The sequence below is a fragment of the Arthrobacter sp. TS-15 genome (assembly GCF_006964045.1).
Classification (GTDB): Bacteria; Actinomycetota; Actinomycetes; order Actinomycetales; family Micrococcaceae; genus Arthrobacter.
Map to the genome: position 1 here is coordinate 33,561 of NZ_SDXQ01000069.1, position 20,061 is coordinate 53,621.

The following is a 20,061-nucleotide window of genomic DNA, read 5'->3' on the forward strand; positions in this document are numbered from 1 at the left end:
CGCCACATCGTCGGACTGGAACGACAGGGCTGGACGCCGACAAAGTTACGGACCGCTGGCCCCTTTGACAGCCAGCGAGCAGATACAGCAACGCCAGCAGGACGTGGAACCGGGCGCACCAAGGCTCCGACCTTCACGCTCAACGTTCCGGCCGAGAACGTAGCCGCAACGGTCCCGGTTCAACAAAGTTCGCTTTCAGGGGGCAGTGCAGCATCCCGGCCGATCCGGGGAGACCCTGGGCCGAGAGATCACGTTCCCGGCTTCAGCAAAGAGATTCCAGAGGGCGTCCTATGGCCTAAGGCTTGTGGCCTTCCCTGGCCGATTGCGGGCCATCAGTATGCGGTCTTGTCGAGCTCGAGTCCAGCGGCCTGCAATTTCCTATACAGAGTCGATCTGGATATCCCCAGAAGAGCGGCCGCTTCCTGCTTGCTCCCTCCGGTCTCCCGGAGGGCGTCGAGGATGATGTAGGTCTCGCCTCGTTGAAAACGACTCAAATTCCGGCGCAGCGCGGTCCGAGATAATTCGGGCGGCAGATCCGATACTTCAATCGAAGGTCCCAGGCCACTTGAGACCATGCCCTTCACCACCTCCTGGAGCTGGCGGATATTCCCTTCCCAAGGGAGTCGAAGCAGGATTTGGATAACAGTAGACGATAACTTTCTGGGTGTGGCAAATGAAGCAGCCAATTTCGGGATGTCATCGGTCCGGTCTCGAAGGGCGGGAAGCCGTATTTCGCTGACTTCGTTGCCAGCAAAGAAGGTCTGAGCGGTCGTTCCGAGCACATCTTTAGTGGCTAAGCAAGCCATGCCGCGATGTTGGGCATCGAGTAATATCCCCGCTGCTGCTCGGCCGACTGCTCCGGGCAGCAGGTCGATATTTTCCACCACAATAGTGGCATCCTGACCATCAGCGGCGACACCTCGCAGCTCCTCCAACCAAGCTGGGTATCCATCTGCGACTGCTGACAGTGCGTCATGGATGTGCAATGCCTCTGATTGTCGATCGTTGTGGAGGACTTGGGCTAGCCAGCTTTTCCCCGTCCCGGTTTCACCGGCTATGACTAAAACCGATCTTCCGAATTCCCGGCGAGCGAGGTGACAAGATTCGGCAAAAGCAGCGTTCGTGCCGATGAGCTCAGGAGGTAGCTTGGCAGCGCGTGGTTGCGATGCACCGTTAGCCGCAGCGCTCGATTGCACAGGTTTGTCCCGCACTTGCAAGACCGCCCCAATTGCATCCGAACCAAGCCGGACCGGCGCGGCCGTGACCGATATCGGCCCGTTTCCCCACCCTGTCACCTCTCGTGTCCCATCTTCGGACTGAAGAATACCGGCGGCATACTCCCAGAGCTGGGGTTGGTTGGTCCCTTCGAGAATCCGAGCCGCATGCGGATCACTAATGAGGATCCGGTCGCTGACCACTGCCACACCAGCCGTCCGTCGCCTTGCCCTCATAAATTCGGCCAATAATGCCCGCTCGACAACAGAGCCAGACTCCGCCATCACCTGCTCGATGGCAGATGCTGCCTGCTGAGCTACTACCGTGATAAGTCGATTGTTGTGGTCAGCGGCCGCAGTGACGTCCAAAATGCCCCGTAACCGTCGGCTGATTGGATCCCGAATGGGTACGCCCACACACGTGAAGGTCAAGAATGCTGATGAATAATGCTCCGAGCCGTCGACCCGGGCCAGCATGCCGGTTTCAATCGCAGTTCCGACGGCATTGGTGCCGATGGCTTCCTCCGCGTACAGGTGCCCAGGATGGGCGTTGACTGTGTCTAGCCTATTCACAAGCCCCGTGCCCGCGGTCCAACGTCTCATGACACAAGCACGCGAATCTGTAAGGATAAAAGCAATGCCGAGATCGCCGAGGCTCTCGGCCACAGCTGAAATGACCGTATTGGCTGCCGTCAAGAGGCGATCGTCGACCTCAGGTTCAGCCACTAACTGTGGCAGGCTCGAGTCGGCCGGAACAGAGCAGGCCTTACTCCGCATCCAGGAGGACAGTATTTCCTGACGGACTCTATTCACTCCGAGACTTCCCCCTAGGAAATCCTCTCGGGCACTGGCGAGGCTGTCAGTATGCAAGTGGGTCACGTCACAGACTCTTATTCACGAAAATCAACTACCTTCCGCATGTGCTCACACCCTGTGTAGCTCGGAGACGTCACTGCTGCCGCCCCTGTCTACCCAAGGAGACGTAACTGAGTGCTCCTTCTAGGCCGATTACTCATTGCACGACCACGGAAGTCAATTGTCCACGCGCTGCTTCCGCTCAGTGGAAATTGGTTTCTTGCCTAGAGGCAGAGTGTCCCATCTTGACACGAGCAGGCCTTGAAACTTTTGCCAAGATGGACCTCATCATTGACACCCACTGTGTGCCCTTCGGGGAGTGCACTTGGGAGAGCTCGCCATGGTCAAAGGAGACTAAAGATGAAGGAAAACGGTTCAGAGGACCTGCACGAAACGTCCCGGCCAATTCGGAGCTTCGTGAGGTCCAGCCAAGTGGTGTTTGACACAACCGCGGACGTCGTCGTCGTGGGCGCCGGCTCGGCGGGGCATTCGGCGGCCCTGCACGCCCGCGCCGACGGGGCCGACGTGATCATGTTGGAGGCGGCCAATTTCGTGGGAGGAACCACGAACAAGTCCGCTGCCTGGTACTGGATGCCAAACAATAAGCACCTGCGGAGCGAGGGGTTGGTGGACAATAAGGAAGACGCGATCCGTTACATGGCACGGCTGTCCCGGCCCCAGATGTATCGTGAGGACGCTGAACGGTTTGGCCTTCCGAAATGGGAGTATGAACTGATTGAAGCCTTCTACGACAATGCGTCTGACGCGGCCGAATCTCTGGAGCAGCTGGGAGCTATTACTGCCTACCATGCGAAGGAAATTCCCGACTACTACGCCAACCTCCCTGAAAACAAGACACCCTACGGGCGCGTTCTCCAGCCCAGGGATGACGACGGCAACGTAGGGTTCGGGGAGGTCCTGGTCGCGGGACTGAATCGTGCAGCTGAAAAGGCCGGCGTGGAGACCAAGCTCAACCGGCGAGTCCGGCAATTGGTCATCAACGAACGCGATGAGGTGGTCGGGGTCATCGCTGTCCTACCCGACGGTTCCACGGAGGCCTACAGGTCACGCAAGGCCGTGATCTTCAGTACCGGCGGCTTTGCCCACAACCCAGAACTCCGCAGAAACTTCCTTTTCGGACCCGTTTTCGGGAGCTGCGCTGTAGAAGCAAGTCAGGGCGATCTGATCGAGATTGCGTCGGATCTGGGTGCCCCACTGCGAAACATGAACTACCCGTGGGGCGCCCCAATGCCGCTCGAACGAGCACTCTGGGGAGATAAAGACGATCCCAATGTCATGTGTATGTTTGCCCCTCCCGGTGATTCTATGGTTTTTGTCAATAAGTACGGGAAACGCGTAGTTAACGAGAAACTCCAGTACCACGAAGCGATGCAAGCTTTTCAGACATGGGATGGGTACAAGGCGGAATATTCAAACCTATTCCTGTTCATGATCTGGGACCAGGCGTCCGACGACCGTTACAGGGGCACGGCGTTGGGAAATCCGATATCTCCTCCGGGAGAGAGCCGGAGCCACATCGTCAGTTCCCCGACGATTGCCGGACTCAAGGAAGCTATTGCCGAGAAGCTTCTCGAACTTCGAGAACATGTAGGTGACTTTCAGCTCGACAGCGAGTTTTCTTCCACCCTTGAGAACACGATCGAACGGTTCAACGGCCACGCCCGCACGGGGATCGATGAAGACTTCCACCGCGGTGATGGGCCAATCGAGCACTACTTCAACTCTTTCAACGGTCCCACGAGACCGGAAAACGACAAGAATCCGCTTATGTTCCCGTTCGACTCCGATGGTCCCTTCTACGCCACCATTATTGCCCCGGCCACACTGGACACGAAGGGGGGACCGATGACCAACGTCCACGGCCAGATCCTGGATCAGGCAGGGGAGCCGATCCCAGGTCTCTACGGAGCCGGTAACTGCGTTGCCTCTCCTTCGGGCAAGGCCTATTGGGCAGGCGGTGGAACAATTGGACCCGCCTTTACTTTTGGGTATCTGGCTGGCAAGCACGCTGCAGCCGCACCCGAACTTAGCGCAGGTGTCACGTCACAGACGGAAATTACAACATCATCCTGATCCAGCTCAACCGATAGCGGACCAAGCGTTTGAATGGCTGTCTCCCGTCAGGGGCAGCCATTCTGCGCTGCCACTTCGTTTCCATCCTCCTGGCTGAGCATGATTTCACGAATATTCCAGCCAGTGGAAGACTGCTATTGCCAAGGGCGGCTTATCGGCCATTGTGGATTGCATGACAAAAATGAAACCCACCGCTAACTACTACGGGCAGAATGTCTCCGCCAGCATCGACGAGAACCCAGAAGGGGTCGTCGCGCTGGACCCGCAGCTTGCAGCAATCTGGGAACTTGCAGCCCCCTTTCTGCAGATTCGGGACAACGACGCCCACACGCTTTACGCGGTTGGAATTGCCCAGGCATTGCTGGGCTTCTACCCCGAAGCAGACGCTGCTGTAGTTCTTCCGGCCATCATGTTGCACGACGTTGGCTGGTCGCAGGTTCCACCAGAATTGGTTTTGCATGCGATCGCACCCGGAGGAGGAAGGCCTGATCTGGTTCTTCTACATGAAAAGGAAGGCGCCCGCCTGGCCGCCCGTGTCTTGGCCGAAGTCGGGTATAGCACTGACAAGATCCCCGATATTCTCTTGATAATCGACGGGCATGACAGCCGAAATGCTGCGCTGTCCATTGAAGATGCAATAGTTAAGGACTCCGACAAGACGTGGCGGCTGAGCCCCCACGGTATTGACACAGTCATGGACTGGTTCGGCTTGGATAGAGCTGCGACCCTGCGCTTGTGCAGCCAGCGCGTACTTGACCACCTCTTCACCAACGAAGCGAAAGTCATAGCCCGTGCACTCTCCGCTCTCGAATCGGTCACGCTATGGCCGCAACGGCGTGATCTTATGCGAGCAGATTAGATTGGACTCGAACAAGACCCGACATCGGATGGCCAGAGGTACGACCGCCGGCCGACGCCGACTAAACTCCCAGACAAGGAGGCCTCGATGGCTGGCGGCAGCCGGGAACCTGGACGCACCGCTACGTCAAGGGTTCTGGCCATCCTGGAAGCATTCGAAAAATCGCGGGGGTCCCTGAGCCTGACAGACATCGCGCAAGGTTCTGGCCTTCCCCTAAGCACGGCCCACCGGCTGGTCAACGAGCTCACCGATTGGGGTTTCCTCTCGCGTGACCCCAACGGCCGCTACCAGCTGGGTATCCGGCTGTGGGAGCTCGCCCAGAACACCGGGCGGCAACTCCGTGACGCGGCCCGCCCCTACGTCCAGGACCTTTTCTCCCTCACTGGTGAGACGGCCCACCTTGCCGTTCGGGCCGGCCAGGAGGTGCTCTATATCGACCGGGTCTATGGCTCCAAGCGCGTTCCACGGGCCTCCCGCGTGGGCGGGAGGCTGCCGATGCACGCGACCGCAGTGGGGAAGGTCATTCTCGCTTTCGAGGAGGACTGGGTCCGTGACGCCTACTTGAACCGGCAGTTGGAGCGGCACACTGCCCACACCCATGTGGATCCGCGGCGACTGGCTGATGAAATCGTCCAGATCCACGAGCAGGGGTATGCCATGACTCTGGAGGAAGTCCGGCTGGGCTCCTGCTCGATTGCCGTCCCGATCATTCACTCGGGAAAGGTCGGCGCTGGCCTCGGTTTGGTGCTGCCCACCTCGCAGGCGGCCACGATGACCCGGCACCTTGCGGTGCTGAAGGGCATTGCCGCCCAGATTGAGCGCGCCACCGCCCGCATCCCTCTGGAAACATTGTTGGGCGGCCATATTCAAGGAAAGAGCTGAGACGATCTCCCACAACTTGGAGAACTCTTGGCCCGGGATTTATTGGCTTCCGCTGAGTGGAAGTCCTCGCTGCCATTTTTGCGTGAACTGGCCCACACTGGGGAGTAAGAACCCCGGCATGCAGTGGCGCTGCCGGAGGTAGCGAAACCCAAGGAGTTTGAATGTCATCGTCGACGGAAACGGCCGGCCGTTGTCCCTTTGGACACGGCGCCGAGGCACCCGCAGGGCACCACGGCTACGAGCCGTTCCAGATGAAGGATCCCTTCACCGCGTACGCCGAACTCCGGACCGAGCAACCCGTCATGTTCGATGAACGGGTCGGCCTTTACGTCGTCTCCCGCTATGACGACATCAAGTCGGTCTTTGAGGACTGGGAGACGTTCTCCAGCGAAAACGCCCAGGCACCGGTCCGCGAACGCGGCGCCGCCGCGAGGAAGATCATGGAAGACGGCGGTTTCACCGCCTACTCAGGCTTGTCGGCCCGCCGCCCGCCGGAGCACACCCGGATCCGCGCCGTGGTCCAGAAGGCGTTCACGCCCCGCCGCTACAAGGCACTGGAACCCTTCATCCGGCAGAACGTTGTTGAGCTGCTCGAAAACATGCTCTCCCGGCCGGATCACCGCGGCGACATGGTGAGGGATCTTGCCTACGACGTGCCCACCATCACCATCCTGACCCTGATCGGCGCCGACGTTTCCCAGGTCGACACGTTCAAACGCTGGAGCGATTCCCGTGCCGCCATGACCTGGGGCGACCTCAGCGACGAGGAACAGGTCCCGCACGCCCACAACCTCGTGGAGTACTGGCAGGAATGCCTCCGCCTGGTAAGAGTGGCCCACGAGGAAGGCGGCGACAACCTCACCGCGGACCTCGTGACGTCGCAGCAGAACGGCGCGGAGATCTCCGACCACGAGATCGCCTCGGTGCTTTACAGCCTGCTCTTCGCTGGCCACGAAACCACCACCACCCTGATCTCCAACGCCCTGCGCGAACTCCTCGCCCGCCCGGAGCAGTGGCGGCAGCTGGTGGCGGATCCCAAGAAGATCCCGGCCGCCCTCGACGAGGTCCTGCGCTACGCCGGCTCGATCGTCGGCTGGCGCCGCAAGGCCCTCAGGGACACCGTGGTGGACGGGGTCAAAATCCCTGAAGGAGCCCAGCTGCTGCTCCTGATGGGTTCCGCGAACCGCGACGAGGCCAAGTTCGAAGCCGGCGAGGACTTCGACATCAACCGGCCCAACGCCCGCGAGCATCTCTCGTTCGGGTTCGGCATCCACTACTGCCTGGGCAACATGCTCGCCAAACTCCAGGCCAAAATCGTGCTCGAGGAAGTGGCCCGACTCGCCCCGGAGCTGCAGCTCGAGGATCCGGACGGCATCGCCTTCCGGGAAAACCTCTCCTTTCGTGTTCCCGAGACCGTGCCTGTTAGCTGGAAGGCCTAACAACATGCAAAGCAACGAATTCATCCAATTCTTCGACGGCGGCATCGAGCCGAAGCTTGAAAACCTCGGCGGCAAGGGCGCCTCCCTGGTCACCATGACCTCCGCCGACATGCCCGTCCCGCCCGGCTTCGTGGTCACCACAGCCCAGTTCGACACCTTTATGGAGGAAGCCGGCATCACCCGGCACATCCACCAACTCCTCGCCGATCTGGACCCCGAGGACATGGGCCAGGTGGACAAGGTCTCCACCGCCATCCGCGAGGACATCTGCTCCCGCCCGGTTCCGCAGGCGATGCGCGAACTCACCATAGGCGCCTACGAGGCTCTGATGTCCCGCTTCGAAGCACCGGTCCCGGTGGCCGTCCGCTCCAGCGCGACCGCGGAGGACCTCCCGGACGCCTCCTTCGCCGGCCAACAGGACACCTACCTCTGGCTTGACGGAGTCAAGGCCGTCACCGAGCACATCCGTCAGTGCTGGGCCTCGCTCTTCACCTCCCGCGCCATCATCTACCGGCTCAAGAACCACATCCCCAATGAGGGCCTCTCCATGGCCGTGGTGGTGCAAAAGATGGTCAACGCCAGGGTTGCCGGCGTCGCCATCACCATGGACCCCGCCAACGGCGACCGTTCCAAGATCACCATCGATTCCTCCTACGGGGTCGGCGAAATGGTGGTCTCCGGCCAAGTCACCCCGGACAACATCATGCTGGACAAGGTCACGCTGACTGTTATCTCCGAACACATCGGAGATAAGCACGCCGAACTCGTCCCCGACGCCGGTGCCGGCCGCCTGGTGGAGCGGGAGGTCGACGCCGAACGCCGCGCCCGCCGCAGCCTCACCGACGCCGAACTCACCGCCGTCGCGCAGATGGCCAAGCGCGCAGAAAAGCACTACAAGTGCCCGCAGGACATTGAATGGGCACTCGACACCGACCTGCCCGATGGCGAAAACCTGCTCCTGCTGCAGTCCCGCCCCGAAACCGTGCACTCCTCCAAGCCTGCCGCGCAGCCGCAGCCGGCGGCCACCACCGGCGGCTACTTCGGCGGAATCTCTACCCCGGCGCCCTCCAGCCCCGCTCCGACTACCGGCGGGTTCAGCCTCGGAAGCATCACCGCCTCCCTGCTCAAGCCCTCTGTCTAAGCCAAGAACACCAGCAAGACTCCACACACCAAGGCTCACCGCCGAGCCCTTTTGAAAGGACCGCCATGTCCCTGAAGTCCTTCCCCAAACCCTCCGAGCTTGTGGTTCCCGCCGGCGCCGAAGGATGGGAAAAAATCTACCCGTATTACCTTGTCTTCCAGGACAAGCTCAAGGAACAGGAGGATGCCAAGTTCTGGTTCTGCGACAGCCAGCACTGGCCCACCGTGTTCAAGCCGTTTGAGACGATCGGTGGCGAGTTCGCGGTCAAGTGCTTGGGCCAGTACAACGCCCGGCACCTGATGATCCCCAACGCCAACGGCATCGAATTCCGCATCCACCACGGTTACCTCTACATGTCACCCATCCCGGTCCCGGAGGACCAGATCGCCGCCCGCGTGCCCCTGTTCGAACAGCGCGTGGGCCACTACTTCCAGAACTGGGAGCAGCTCCTTAAGCAGTGGCACGTCAAGGTCAAGGACACCATCGATGAGATGGAAACCATCTCCTTCCCCAAGCTCCCGGACATGGTGCCGATGGAGGACATCACCTCCGGCAAGGGCAAGGACGGTTCAGAGAAGCTGCTGGAGAGCTACGACCGCCTCATCCAGCTCGCGTACCAGAACTGGCAGTCCCACTTCGAGTTCCTGAACCTCGGCTACATCGCCTACCTGGACTTTTTCAACTTCTGCAAGCAGGTCTTTCCCAACATTCCGGACCAGTCGATCGCCACCATGGTGCAGGGCGTGGACATGGAACTCTTCCGCCCGGACGACGAGCTCAAGCAGCTTGCCAAGCTCGCCGTGGAACTCGGGCTCCAGTCCCAGTTCGGCCACACGGACGACGTCGATGCCACACTGGCCGCCATCGCCGCCGCCGAAGGCGGAGACCGCTGGATCACCCGGTACGAGACCGCTAAGGACCCGTGGTTCAACTTCACCGTGGGCAACGGCTTCTACGGTCACGACAAGTACTGGAATGAGCACCAGGAAATCCCGCTCGGCTACATCGCCGACTACATCCGCCGGGTCGACGAGGGCCAGGAAATCATGCGCCCCACCGAGGAACTCATTGCGGAAAAGGAACGTATCGTCGAGGAATACCGGGAGCTGCTGGAAGGCGACAACTTGGCCCTGTTCGATGCGAAGCGCGGGCTGGCCGCCACCGCCTACCCCTACGTAGAGAACCACAACTTTTACATCGAGCACTGGACCATGGGCGTCTTCTGGCGCAAGATCCGTGAACTGTCCCGCATGATGCAGGCCGAGGGCTTCTGGAGCGAGCCGGATGACCTGCTGTACCTGGGCCGCAACGAGGTACGTGACGCGCTCTTTGACCTGGTCACCGGTTGGGGCGTCGGCGCCAAACCGATCGGCCCGGACTACTGGCCAGAAGAGGTCGAACGCCGCCGCGGCATCGTGGACGCGCTCAAGACCGCCCGGCCCGCCCCGGCGCTGAACACCCCGCCGGAAGTCATCACCGAACCGTTCACTCGGATGCTGTGGGGCATCACCACCGAGCAGGTCCAACAGTGGTTGGGTGCCGGCGAAGCGGTAGAAGGCGGCGGACTGCGCGGCATGGCCGCCTCACCGGGCGTCGTCGAAGGCTTGGCCCGCGTCATCACCGACGCGGACCAGCTCTCCGAGGTGCAGCAGGGCGAAATCCTGGTCGCCACTGTGACGGCGCCGTCCTGGGGACCGATCTTCGGCAAGATCAAGGCCACGGTCACTGATATCGGCGGCATGATGAGCCATGCTGCCATCGTCTGCCGCGAATACGGGCTCCCGGCCGTAACCGGAACCGGTTCAGCCTCCACCACCATCAAGACCGGACAGCGGCTGCGCGTGGACGGAACCAAAGGCACCGTCCAGATCCTCGATGATGAAGCCGAGCTGCTGGTGACCGGCCCCGGCGCCCACAGTCACAGTGCCGACAGCCACAGCCACAGCCATGTCTGATCCGCAATTCGAGGGTACGGGCCAGCTGGCCCGTACCGTCCTGATCACCGGTGCCGCCGGCGGGCTGGGCCGGGCGTTTGCGCTCGGCTTCGCCGGCCGCGGCTACCGGGTGGCGGTGGCCGACATCAACCTTGAAGGTGCCGAGCAGACGGCGAAGCTCGTCCGCGAGGCCGGCGCCAAAGCGGCAGCGTTCTCCGCCGACGTCACTAGTGTGGACTCTACGGAGGACCTCGCGAGAAGCTGCGCGGACTTCGGGAACGGGAGCATCGACGTCGTCCTTAACAACGCCGCGGTGTACGCGGGGGTGACACGCAGCCCGTTCGAGGACATCGACCCGGTCGAGTGGGACCTGGTAATGAACGTAAACCTCAAGGGCCCGTGGCTCGTGACACGCGCTGCCAGCCCGTACCTGCCCGACGGCGGGCGGGTCATCAACCTCTCCAGCGCCACGATCTTCAGTGGCTCCGAGCAGTGGCTCCATTACGTCGCCTCCAAAGGCGGTGTGGTGGCCCTGACTCGGGTGATGGCCAAGGAACTGGGCCGGCGGGGGATCACGGTCAACGCGATCGCCCCCGGCTTCACCCTCACCGAGGCGAGTTACGGCCTCATGGAGAACGCCGAGAACTACGGTGTGGACCGCGGCGCCATCAAGCGGGCCAGCCAGCCAGAGGACATCGTCGGCGCGGCGCTGTTCCTGGCCGGACCGGACAGTTCCTACTACACCGGCCAGACCATGGTGGTCGACGGCGGCCGACAGTTCATCTGACGCCCCGTTGGATGCCATCATCCGATTCTTAACCCTAAGGAGGACCAAATGCCAACGGTTCATTTCACCGACGCCGAAGGTGTTGTCCGCGACGTCCAAGGCAATCCGGGCGACTCTGTCATGGAAACCGCGGTGCGCAATGGCGTTCCCGGAATCGTGGCCGAATGCGGAGGCTCGCTGTCCTGCGCCACCTGCCACGTCTTCGTCCGCGAGGACTGCCTTTCGAGGCTTCCCCCGATGGAGGACATGGAGGATGAGATGCTCTACGGCACGGCCGTGGACCGCGAGGACAACTCGCGGTTATCCTGCCAGCTGCGCCTGACCGACGAGGTCGAACTATTCGTCACCACCCCGGAAACCCAGGTGTAGTCATGGGAACGCACACTGCCGCGCAGCCGGCGCCCGGGGCAACAGGCGCCCCCGGTGTCGAAACAGGCACGCCCACCCGCACCGGTCTCCTGATCATCGGTGCCAGCCAGTCTGGCGTCCAGCTCGCCGTCTCATTGCGGGCGCTCGGCTTCGATGAGCACATCACTCTGCTCGGCGATGAAGACCACCGCCCCTACCAGCGTCCAGCTTTGTCTAAAGAGTTCCTGCAGGGCACCGTGGACAGTGAATCGCTGATCTTCCGCTCCAACGAGTACTGGGCCGAACACAACGTGGCCCTGGTCAAGGGCGAATACATCGTCCGGATCGACAAGGAAGGCGACGGCTCCGGCGTCGCTCACGCATCTTCCGGCAAACAGTTTCCATTCAAGCGGCTTGCCCTCACAGTAGGTGCCCGGGCCCGCAAACTGGAGATCGATGGCGGGGACCTCGACGGCGTGCTGTACCTCCGCAACGCTGACGACGCGCTGGCGCTCAAGGCACGGGTAGGGAACGCGAAGGACGTCGTGGTGATAGGCGGCGGGTTCATCGGCCTCGAAGCAGCGTCCAGCCTGCAGAAGATGGGCAAGAACGTCACCGTCTTGGAATTCGGGCCACGGCTGGTAGGCCGCGCCGTGGGCGAGGAAACCGCCGACTACTTCTTGGACGCGCATCGCTCCCGCGGCTTGGATATCCGGCTCAACACGAGCGCCAAAGGCCTCACCGCGAACGAAGGCGGCACTGCAGTTTCCGGCGTTGAACTCCAGGACGGCACGGTGCTGCCCGCGCAGATTGTGCTGGTGGGTATCGGCGTGATTCCCAACACCCAGCTGGCCGAACAGCTCGGGCTGACCCTGGACAATGGGATCGTGGTGGACCGCTTCGCGCTGGCCTCGGACGGCACCACGGTAGCAATCGGCGACTGCGCAAACATGCCCAACCCGGTGCCCGGCTCCGCGCCGGGGGAGCGGATTCGGCTGGAAAGCGTCAACAACGCCATCGAGCACGCCAAGGTGGCCGCCTACTCAATCATGGGCAGGCACGAGGAGTACGCCGGGATCCCGTGGTTCTGGTCCAATCAGGCCGACCTCAAACTCCAGATCGCCGGTCTCTGCAACGGCTATGACCAGACCGTGATCCGGCGCGATCCGGAGCGCGGAAAGTTCACCGTCCTTTACTACCGCCGGGGCCTGATCATCGCCGCGGACTGCGTCAACGCGCCACTGGACTTCATGGCCGTCAAGAACGCCCTCGCCAAGGGTCAGAACATCCCTGCCGACGCGGCCGCTGACCTGGCCACACCCCTCAAGACGATCAGCACGGACAGCTAGCCACCCGGCCGTCCGCACCCAAAGGAACACTATGACCACGCCCAAGAATCCGGTTGCCGACACCGACACCGGCGCCGCGTCCGAGCACCCCGCGGACGTCAATCCCGCGGCTGACGCCTTTGCCGCAGGGCACCCTGTCCGTCCCGTTCCCGCCATCGGTCCGGTGGACACTGGCCCGATCGCCACGACCCCGGCCACGCTCAAGGAACTCGACGGTCTCTGGCGGGCCGTGGTTCACGAGACCCGGACCCGCGGCAACGACATCCATCTGCCGATCTCGCTCGCTTTCGCCGAGCGGCTGTGCCGGGCCTACCCCGACGCCGATGCCGAACTGGTCCGGGTGGCAACCCTGCTGCACGACACCGGCTGGGCCCACGTGGACGAGTCCCGCATCCTCTCCGAGGGATTCGCGGGGGACTGGCGCAAAGCTGCTATTCGTTACGAGCACGAGAAACAGGGCTGCGACGTGGCCCGCCGGGTGCTCCCGAGCCTGGGCTACTCCGCGGAATTCATTGAACGCGTCTGCGAGATCATCGATGGCCACGACACCCGCTCGGTGGCCCAGTCGCTGGAAGACGCGCTGATGCGCGACGCCGACCGACTGTGGCGTTTCGACCAAGCAGGAATCGCACTGGCCTCGTCGTGGTTCGGCATGGACCCGGCCACCTACACGGACCGCCTCGCCGCCGAAATCATCCCGGAGCTCATTACCCAAGCCGCCGTGGACATGGCCACCGCGGACCTCAACCGTTCCAATGCTCTACTCAAGACCGGAGTGATCCGATGACCGCTGTGACTCCCTCCGCCCTCGAGGCCCGCGCCGCGCTGGCCCTGCCCTACACCGAGGTGGACGACATGTTCATCCATGGTGCCTGGACGCCGGCCCTTGGGACCGACCGCAACCCCGTCACCGACCCCGCCACCGGAAAAGTGTGGGGCTCCGTACCGGACGGAACACCCGAAGACGTGGACGCCGCCGTCGCCTCCGCCCGCGGGGCGTTCGACGGCGAGTGGCCGCGCCTGGCGCCGTCCGAACGGGCCGCGTACCTGCTGCGGATCGCCGACGAGGTGGACACGCGCGCAAAGGAACTGTCCCTGACCAACACCCGCGAGAACGGCTCGCCGGTCTCCGAGTCCGCCGGTGCCGCCGCCAACGCCGCAGGCATCTTCCGCTACTTCGCCACACTGGCCGGCTACCTGGAACGCGAGGACGTGCGGGCCTTCCCCAAGGGCGGCGGCGAATCCGTGGTGCGGCGCGACCCCGTGGGCGTGTGCGCACTGATTGCACCGTGGAACTTCCCCATCAACCTGGTGGTTATCAAGCTCGCCCCGGCGCTGCTGGCCGGCTGCACCGTGGTGATCAAACCGGCCTCGCCCACGCCGCTGTCCATCCGCCTGATCGTCGACGCCGTAGCCGCCGCGGGCGTGCCGGCCGGCGTCGTGAACCTCGTCACCGGCTCCGGCCGGCTGGGGGATGCCCTCGTGAAGCACCCGGATGTAAACAAAGTCGCCTTCACCGGGTCGACGCCGGTGGGCCGGAAAATCGCAGCGGCGTGCGGGGAACTGTTGCGTCCCGTTACCCTGGAACTCGGCGGGAAATCCAGCGGGATCGTACTGCCGGACGCGGACCTGGACGCGATGTCCAAGGTGCTGATCCGCTCGTCCATGCGCAATACCGGTCAGACCTGCTACATCTCCTCACGCATCCTCGCGCCGGCCAGTCGATACGAGGAAGTAGTAGACATGGTCACCGCCACGATCGCTGCCGGGAAGCAGGGAGACCCACTTGACCCGGAGACGATGTTCGGCCCGTGCGCCACGGAATCCCAGTACCGGACAGTACTGGAGTACGTGGAATCCGGCCTTGCCGAAGGGGCGCTAGCAACCACCGGCGGACGCGCGGCGACGCTGGGCGGAGGGCTGGAAGGCGGCTATTTCGTGGAACCCACCGTCTTCGCCGGCGTCACCCCGGACATGCGCATCTCGCGGGAAGAGATCTTCGGCCCCGTACTCTGCATCCTGAAATACGACGATGTTGACGAGGCCGTTGCGCTGGCAAACAACACCACATTCGGCCTTGGAGGCCTGGTCTTCGGGCGGGACCCTGAAGCTGCCCTCGCTGTTGCGGACAGGATGGACACCGGCTCTGTCGGCATTAACTTCTTTGCTTCCAACCACGCCGCCCCGTTCGGCGGCCGGCACGATTCAGGGCTCGGCACCGAGTATGGGATCGAAGGCCTGAACGCCTATCTGAGCTATAAGTCCATCCACCGGAAGCCTTTGTCCGGCCCCATCACGCCAACTATCGGAGGATAGCTAACCCAATGAATTTGTCTAGTCCTTCCCTTGCCGTCACCGGAGCCACGGGAGCTATCGGCGGGGCTGTCGCCCGTCATCTAGCCCAGCTTGGAGTGCCCCAACGGCTCCTTGTGCGTTCGGTCGATAAGGCACCTTACCTCGAGAAGGCAGAAGTGTTCCCTTTCTCGTACTCCGATCGCTCAGCCTCGGAACAGGCATTGTACGGAGCCAAAACCCTTTTCATGATCTCGGCATCCGAAAGCGGCGAACGTATCCACCAGCACCGCACATTTATCGATGCTGCCAAGACGGCAGGAATCAAGCATATTATCTACACGTCATTCATCTCGGCTGCACCCGATGCCACGTTTACACTCGCGCGCGACCATTACCTCACAGAGCAGTACATCCAAGAGTCCGGGTTCGATTACACGTTTCTGCGCGACAGTTTCTATATGGATTTCATGGACGCCCTGGTGGGAGAAGACGGCATCATTCGCGGTCCTGCTGGTGACGGACGCGTAGCAATCGTTGCTAGGGCCGATGTGGCTCGGGCAGCTTCAGTCATCCTCCGGGACCCTTCAGCGCATCGGAATATTACATATGATCTCACCGGCCCCGAAGCGCTCACTTTGACTGAAATTGCACAGATTTTAGCCACAGCGCACGGAAGGGCCGTCAAGTTTCAGAACGAAACAGTTGCGGAAGCCTATGAGTCTCGCAAGGCATGGGCGGCGCCAAACTGGCAGAACGACGCCTGGGTCTCCACGTATACAGCGATCGCTTCCGGGGAAATGGCAAGAATAAGCCAAGACATCGAAACAATAACAGGTCAACGGCCAATGACACTCGCGCAATTCCAATCTATGTCTCCTGAAAGTGCACCGAAGGACCGTATCAACAACAACTGACTGATGTGTGGTTTGCTTCCGAGCTGCATTTCACACCTCTGGACATTCCTCGGGCCTCCACCTGTTTCTACCCGGAGAGCGAAGGAATGACCTTAATCCGGAACCGCTCCTGACGCTGCCGGCCGATACCATGTTCCGCAAGTGTTAGCCCCTCAGTAACGGCACGCATCTAAGGCAACCCTGCTCACTCCCTCTGAAATTCCAAGAAGTCCATCCCTCGCCCCGTCACGCAAGATTTATAGAGGCGAGAATTTCAGTCCCATGACCGCCCCGCTTTCTGCGGGGCCGCACCCGCTCGCCTCCCTGACTAAGGAATTGTCATGAAAATGCGCATACCCACCGCTGGCACCCAATTCGAAACCCTCGTTGTGCATACTGGTGATAGCTGCCCCGAGACCGGTTGGTGGCAACCGCTGCAGTCGGAGGACAAGAGTGAGGTGCCGACTTCCCGGTTTGTCGGCCAGGGCAGCCGTATGCCAGCGGTGGGTAGTTCACCAGGCATTTGGGTCAAGGGCAGCAATTCCCTCCACCAGAGCGACTATTAGGCAACGTATAGCCGGCAACTTCCCGACGCTTTATGTTTGGGGACGGATGGCGCCCCGTCCAACTATCGCGACACAACATATGCCCCTCCAAGCGATCAAAGACAGGACAGTTATGCCTAGAATGCTGATTATGGGACCTCCCGGTTCCGGAAAAGGAACGCAGGCTGAGCGGATCTCCGAGCGCCTCGGCGTCGTAGCGATTTCCACCGGTGATATCTTCCGTGCAAACGTAAAGGGCGAAACGGCGGTTGGCATTGAAGCCAAGAAGTACATAGATGCCGGCGACTTCGTTCCGGACAGCGTCACCAACAAGATGGTGCGCGACCGACTGAGCGAGCCGGACGTCGAGAACGGCTTCCTGTTGGACGGCTATCCGCGCACTACCGCGCAGGTGGATTACCTCGACGAGGTTCTGGCGGATGGCGACCAGAGGTTAGACATCGTCCTGCGGCTCACCGCGGATGATGCTGAACTCGTCTCCCGCCTGCTAGATCGTGCAAAGCAAACAGGCCGCAGCGACGACAACGAAGCCGTCATTTGTCACCGCCTGGACCTTTACCACGAGCAGACTGAGGCTGTGGTGGCCAAGTACGCCGAGCGCAGCATCCTAACCCAGGTGGACGGCATAGGCCAAATCGAAGAGGTTACCGTCCGGGTTCTCAACGCCCTTGGTACAACTGGCACCTTTAGCGGCATTGTATGATCGCGAAGGCAGTTTTCGTCCTACATCGCTCTGCTCCGTAGGGTCGCGGCACCCGGTGGGGCGGCTATTTTACCGTATCGAAGAGCCTCTCCTGCTTTTCTCAAGGGCACCTTGCAATTGGCGAAGCTCCGGCTAAATAGCGGTTGACCGAAGCTCCGGTCCATTATGTGCGGGTATATCTGAGAATCTCCGCGAGGCCGCGCTATGGCCGATGCTATGCCAACTGACGAGGTTGCCTCCTTATCCGCTCTTGCAGCTTGGCATTTGCTGCCCCCTGGGCAGGTGATGCCAAGCTGCAAAGCCAGGAAAATTTCCTGCACTCGAGACCCTGTTCGGGCGAATAACCTTTCTAGAGCTGACGACTGGCCTTTTTCGCATTCTTGAGGCAATTCTGCGGCGCCATTGAGAATGACTTGCAATGCTGGATCCTTCCGGAAATTCGCCTTCATCCGGCCGCAGCGGCGCGAACGGATCGCCTGTTACAAACCTGTGCAGGGGGCGCGTCCTCCCACCAAACTACCGCCTGCAGGACCTGATGTACCTGACTCAAAGTCAGGGAAGCCCCCGAGCTCGAATCGACACCAAATCTCAGACTCGCTGTCGACCAGCTCCACGCGAACCTCCAGGATCGAGTCCTGTCCAGCCCCCGGTCCCGCCCTCAAATTTGGCCATGCCACCAATTTTTACAGGCCCCGCTGCCTACTGCTACGACAAAGGGTGCCCTCTCCCCCGGCGCGGCCTACGGCCTGAGGAAAGGCCGGGAAACGGGGTTCAAAATGCGGTAGTAGAAGCAGCTGCGAAAACGCCGCGCGTGAAGGAATTCAGTGTCTTCCAAGGGTCCGGCAGTCCGTGCGCCAATGACTGTTTGCGCGCCATCCCCGAATCGGGAGGATGAGTAAATGAGTATTGATCCGGGGGCGTCTTCAGCGCTTCGAAGGCAGTCTCCAGGCGCTAAGGCCGAGCTGAGGGAAAGCCTTGAGAATCAGGCGCCCCCGGAAGACATGCAGCGGGTGAACTTTAAGATTCCCAGGAGCAAACGCGTTAAGCTCAAGATCCTTGCCGCCAAACGCGGTCAGGGGTGTCAAGGAGTTCCCGACAAACGACGATACTATTTGGGACAACTAAGGTTGCTCCATTCCCGCTCCGTTAGCAACTGCGGTTGCGCTCAGGCATGCTGTCGCTATAGCAGCAGGGATCTGGTGAAGGGAAGCGTAATGGGCTGGTTCACAGAGGGCAGCGACCATGAAGGCTACCTCGTGTGCGTTTTCGCAGGCGGCATGTACGGGTCCGGTGGCAGGTACATGGAGATAGACCTGATGACGCCGGATGGCCGGGCGGTCGGGCATGAGGAGGATCTGGCCCGCGCTGCGTGGCGGCCGCCGTCGCAGGTGGTGGGATGGAGGGTCGCCTGCAGCTGTGTTCCGTTCCGGGAAAACGTCATCCTGGATCCGTTGTGGACGCGGGTCTGGGATCCGGCTGACGAGGACGTGGGCCGCGGCGCGTATCTACGCCGGACCGCCGGCCGGCCCCGACGCGTGATCGAGAGGACCTGGAGCCGCTGTTCCTGGATGTGTGGCACCGACACGTCGCTCCGGACCTGTCGCTGCACACCATTCGATCACTGAGCCAGAGCTTAAAGGATCTGGAGGCCCAGCTCCACGAGGCCGTGGTCGCCGCGAGGATGGCGGGCGTCTCCTGGGACAAGAACGGAAAGGCGTTCGGTATCAGCCGGCAGGGAGCCCAGAAGCGCTGGGAGTCTGTAGGGCCTGCTGGATAGTCCTCGACACCTATCGGGTCATGCCTTTTTGTAGAAGCTTGGTTTGGCCGTTGGGCCCGCGTGTCTTGCGTGCCTTAGGATTGCGTCCTGGTGCCTTGGCAACGGCCGCGCTGGGCGGGGTTGCCTGGTCCTGGTCGGCCCTAAGGCGTGCCTCCACCGCCTCGCGGTCAGCCAGCCCCTCAAGGCTGGTCGCGAGCTCTTGGCGGCGCTCTACAGTGTCGTACTTGATGCCAGCCTCTTCGCGCAGCGCTTCGGGGTGTTGGTTTTCTTCGGTGACGTCTCGTTCACGGTCCCGATCTTCCCGGTCGGCCTCGGCCAGCAGTTGCACAGCCTGGGCGTTTTCCTCACCGCCGGCACGGCGTTCCTGTTCTGCCTGTTCGCGGTCCCGCTGGGCCTTAGCCAGGGCGTCCGCCACCGTTGCTTCATTGGCACCGAGGTTGTCCACGTCCAAGCCGTAGCGGCGCTGCACCTGGTCACGGATCAGTTCGGCCGCGTCGCGTGCCGCCGGGTCGTGGTCTTTCCACGCGGTGGCCGTCTCATGTGCCCTTTCGACGTCGCGGCCGGTGGCTGTGTCCCACCACCGGTTGTCCATGACCGGGGCGAGCTGTGCACGGGCCGCTGAGCGCTCCGCATCGAACCGGGCCTGCAGTTCGCGGGCCTGTTGTTCCTCGGCCGCTTGGGCGCGCCGCAGCTCTTGCTCGCGCGCCCTCCGACTGTGGGCGGGGCGGACCTGTTCCGAGGAGAAAGCAAGGAGCCGTGATTCGGCTTTGGGTTCGCTGCAACTTGACGCGCGGTCGTGGAAGGTGGCGCATAGTGCTGCAGCCTCGGCCGTCAACATTCAGAAGCCCCTCCTGGAGCTCCTCCCTGCCCTTTCAAAGAGCCGATAATGGACCTTATGTCAAGTAGTAATGACTCTAAGTGCTTT

At 61.8% G+C, this 20,061-nt stretch carries 16 protein-coding genes; 14 read left to right on the forward strand and 2 right to left on the reverse strand.

The features are described from left to right. Positions 1-332: 332 nt before the first annotated feature. The gene (locus EU811_RS22635; protein ID WP_160147693.1) at positions 333-1,940 is read right to left on the reverse strand and encodes a sigma-54-dependent Fis family transcriptional regulator; all 1,608 of its coding nucleotides are present in this window, start codon (positions 1,938-1,940) and stop codon (positions 333-335) included. A gap of 489 nt (positions 1,941-2,429) precedes the next feature. Between EU811_RS22635 and EU811_RS22640 the strand changes: the two genes are divergently transcribed. From EU811_RS22640 to EU811_RS22710, 14 genes are all read left to right on the forward strand, one after another. Continuing rightward, positions 2,430-4,163 carry an FAD-dependent oxidoreductase gene (locus EU811_RS22640; protein WP_142940507.1) on the forward strand — a complete coding sequence of 578 codons (1,734 nt, stop codon included), beginning with the start codon at positions 2,430-2,432 and terminating at the stop codon, positions 4,161-4,163. A 181-nt stretch (positions 4,164-4,344) separates the two neighbouring features. Continuing rightward, complete coding sequence (locus EU811_RS22645; protein WP_238703537.1) at positions 4,345-5,022, forward strand: HD domain-containing protein; 678 nt, start codon at positions 4,345-4,347, stop codon at positions 5,020-5,022. An 87-nt stretch (positions 5,023-5,109) separates the two neighbouring features. Further along, complete coding sequence (locus EU811_RS22650; RefSeq protein ID WP_142940509.1) at positions 5,110-5,904, forward strand: IclR family transcriptional regulator; 795 nt, start codon at positions 5,110-5,112, stop codon at positions 5,902-5,904. A gap of 161 nt (positions 5,905-6,065) precedes the next feature. Next, on the forward strand, positions 6,066-7,343 hold the full coding sequence (locus tag EU811_RS22655; protein ID WP_142940510.1) for a cytochrome P450: 1,278 nt from the start codon (positions 6,066-6,068) through the stop codon (positions 7,341-7,343). A 4-nt stretch (positions 7,344-7,347) separates the two neighbouring features. Then, positions 7,348-8,484, forward strand: a complete 1,137-nt coding sequence (locus EU811_RS22660) for a PEP/pyruvate-binding domain-containing protein (RefSeq protein ID WP_142940511.1) — start codon at positions 7,348-7,350, stop codon at positions 8,482-8,484. Between the two features lie 65 nt (positions 8,485-8,549). Beyond that, on the forward strand, positions 8,550-10,439 hold the full coding sequence (locus tag EU811_RS22665) for a PEP-utilizing enzyme (protein WP_142940512.1): 1,890 nt from the start codon (positions 8,550-8,552) through the stop codon (positions 10,437-10,439). Then, the gene (locus EU811_RS22670) at positions 10,432-11,205 is read left to right on the forward strand and encodes an SDR family NAD(P)-dependent oxidoreductase (RefSeq protein WP_142940513.1); all 774 of its coding nucleotides are present in this window, start codon (positions 10,432-10,434) and stop codon (positions 11,203-11,205) included. The genes EU811_RS22665 and EU811_RS22670 overlap by 8 nt, the downstream gene beginning before the upstream one ends. 48 nt (positions 11,206-11,253) lie before the next feature. Next, positions 11,254-11,574 (forward strand): 2Fe-2S iron-sulfur cluster-binding protein, encoded by a 321-nt coding sequence (locus tag EU811_RS22675; protein WP_142940514.1) that lies wholly within the window; start codon positions 11,254-11,256, stop codon positions 11,572-11,574. 2 nt (positions 11,575-11,576) lie between these two features. Beyond that, a complete protein-coding gene (locus EU811_RS22680) occupies positions 11,577-12,902 on the forward strand; it encodes an NAD(P)/FAD-dependent oxidoreductase (protein WP_142940515.1) in 1,326 nt (441 codons plus the stop codon). Positions 12,903-12,933: 31 nt separating this feature from the next. After that, positions 12,934-13,689 (forward strand): HD domain-containing protein, encoded by a 756-nt coding sequence (locus tag EU811_RS22685; protein ID WP_142940516.1) that lies wholly within the window; start codon positions 12,934-12,936, stop codon positions 13,687-13,689. Further along, positions 13,686-15,218 (forward strand): aldehyde dehydrogenase family protein, encoded by a 1,533-nt coding sequence (locus EU811_RS22690; protein ID WP_142940517.1) that lies wholly within the window; start codon positions 13,686-13,688, stop codon positions 15,216-15,218. Before EU811_RS22685 ends, EU811_RS22690 begins: the two co-directional genes overlap by 4 nt. A gap of 8 nt (positions 15,219-15,226) precedes the next feature. Next, positions 15,227-16,111, forward strand: coding sequence for an SDR family oxidoreductase (locus EU811_RS22695; protein WP_142940518.1), 885 nt, complete (start codon positions 15,227-15,229; stop codon positions 16,109-16,111). Between the two features lie 666 nt (positions 16,112-16,777). Beyond that, positions 16,778-17,359, forward strand: a complete 582-nt coding sequence (locus EU811_RS22700) for an adenylate kinase (protein ID WP_187697298.1) — start codon at positions 16,778-16,780, stop codon at positions 17,357-17,359. A gap of 1,214 nt (positions 17,360-18,573) precedes the next feature. Continuing rightward, a complete protein-coding gene (locus tag EU811_RS22710; RefSeq protein WP_238703538.1) occupies positions 18,574-18,984 on the forward strand; it encodes a hypothetical protein in 411 nt (136 codons plus the stop codon). Positions 18,985-19,146: 162 nt separating this feature from the next. On the opposite strand, the gene EU811_RS22715 is transcribed toward EU811_RS22710, so the two are convergent. After that, positions 19,147-19,974: a hypothetical protein gene (locus EU811_RS22715; protein ID WP_238703539.1), complete on the reverse strand. Its 828-nt coding sequence runs from the start codon at positions 19,972-19,974 to the stop codon at positions 19,147-19,149. Positions 19,975-20,061 lie beyond the last annotated feature (87 nt).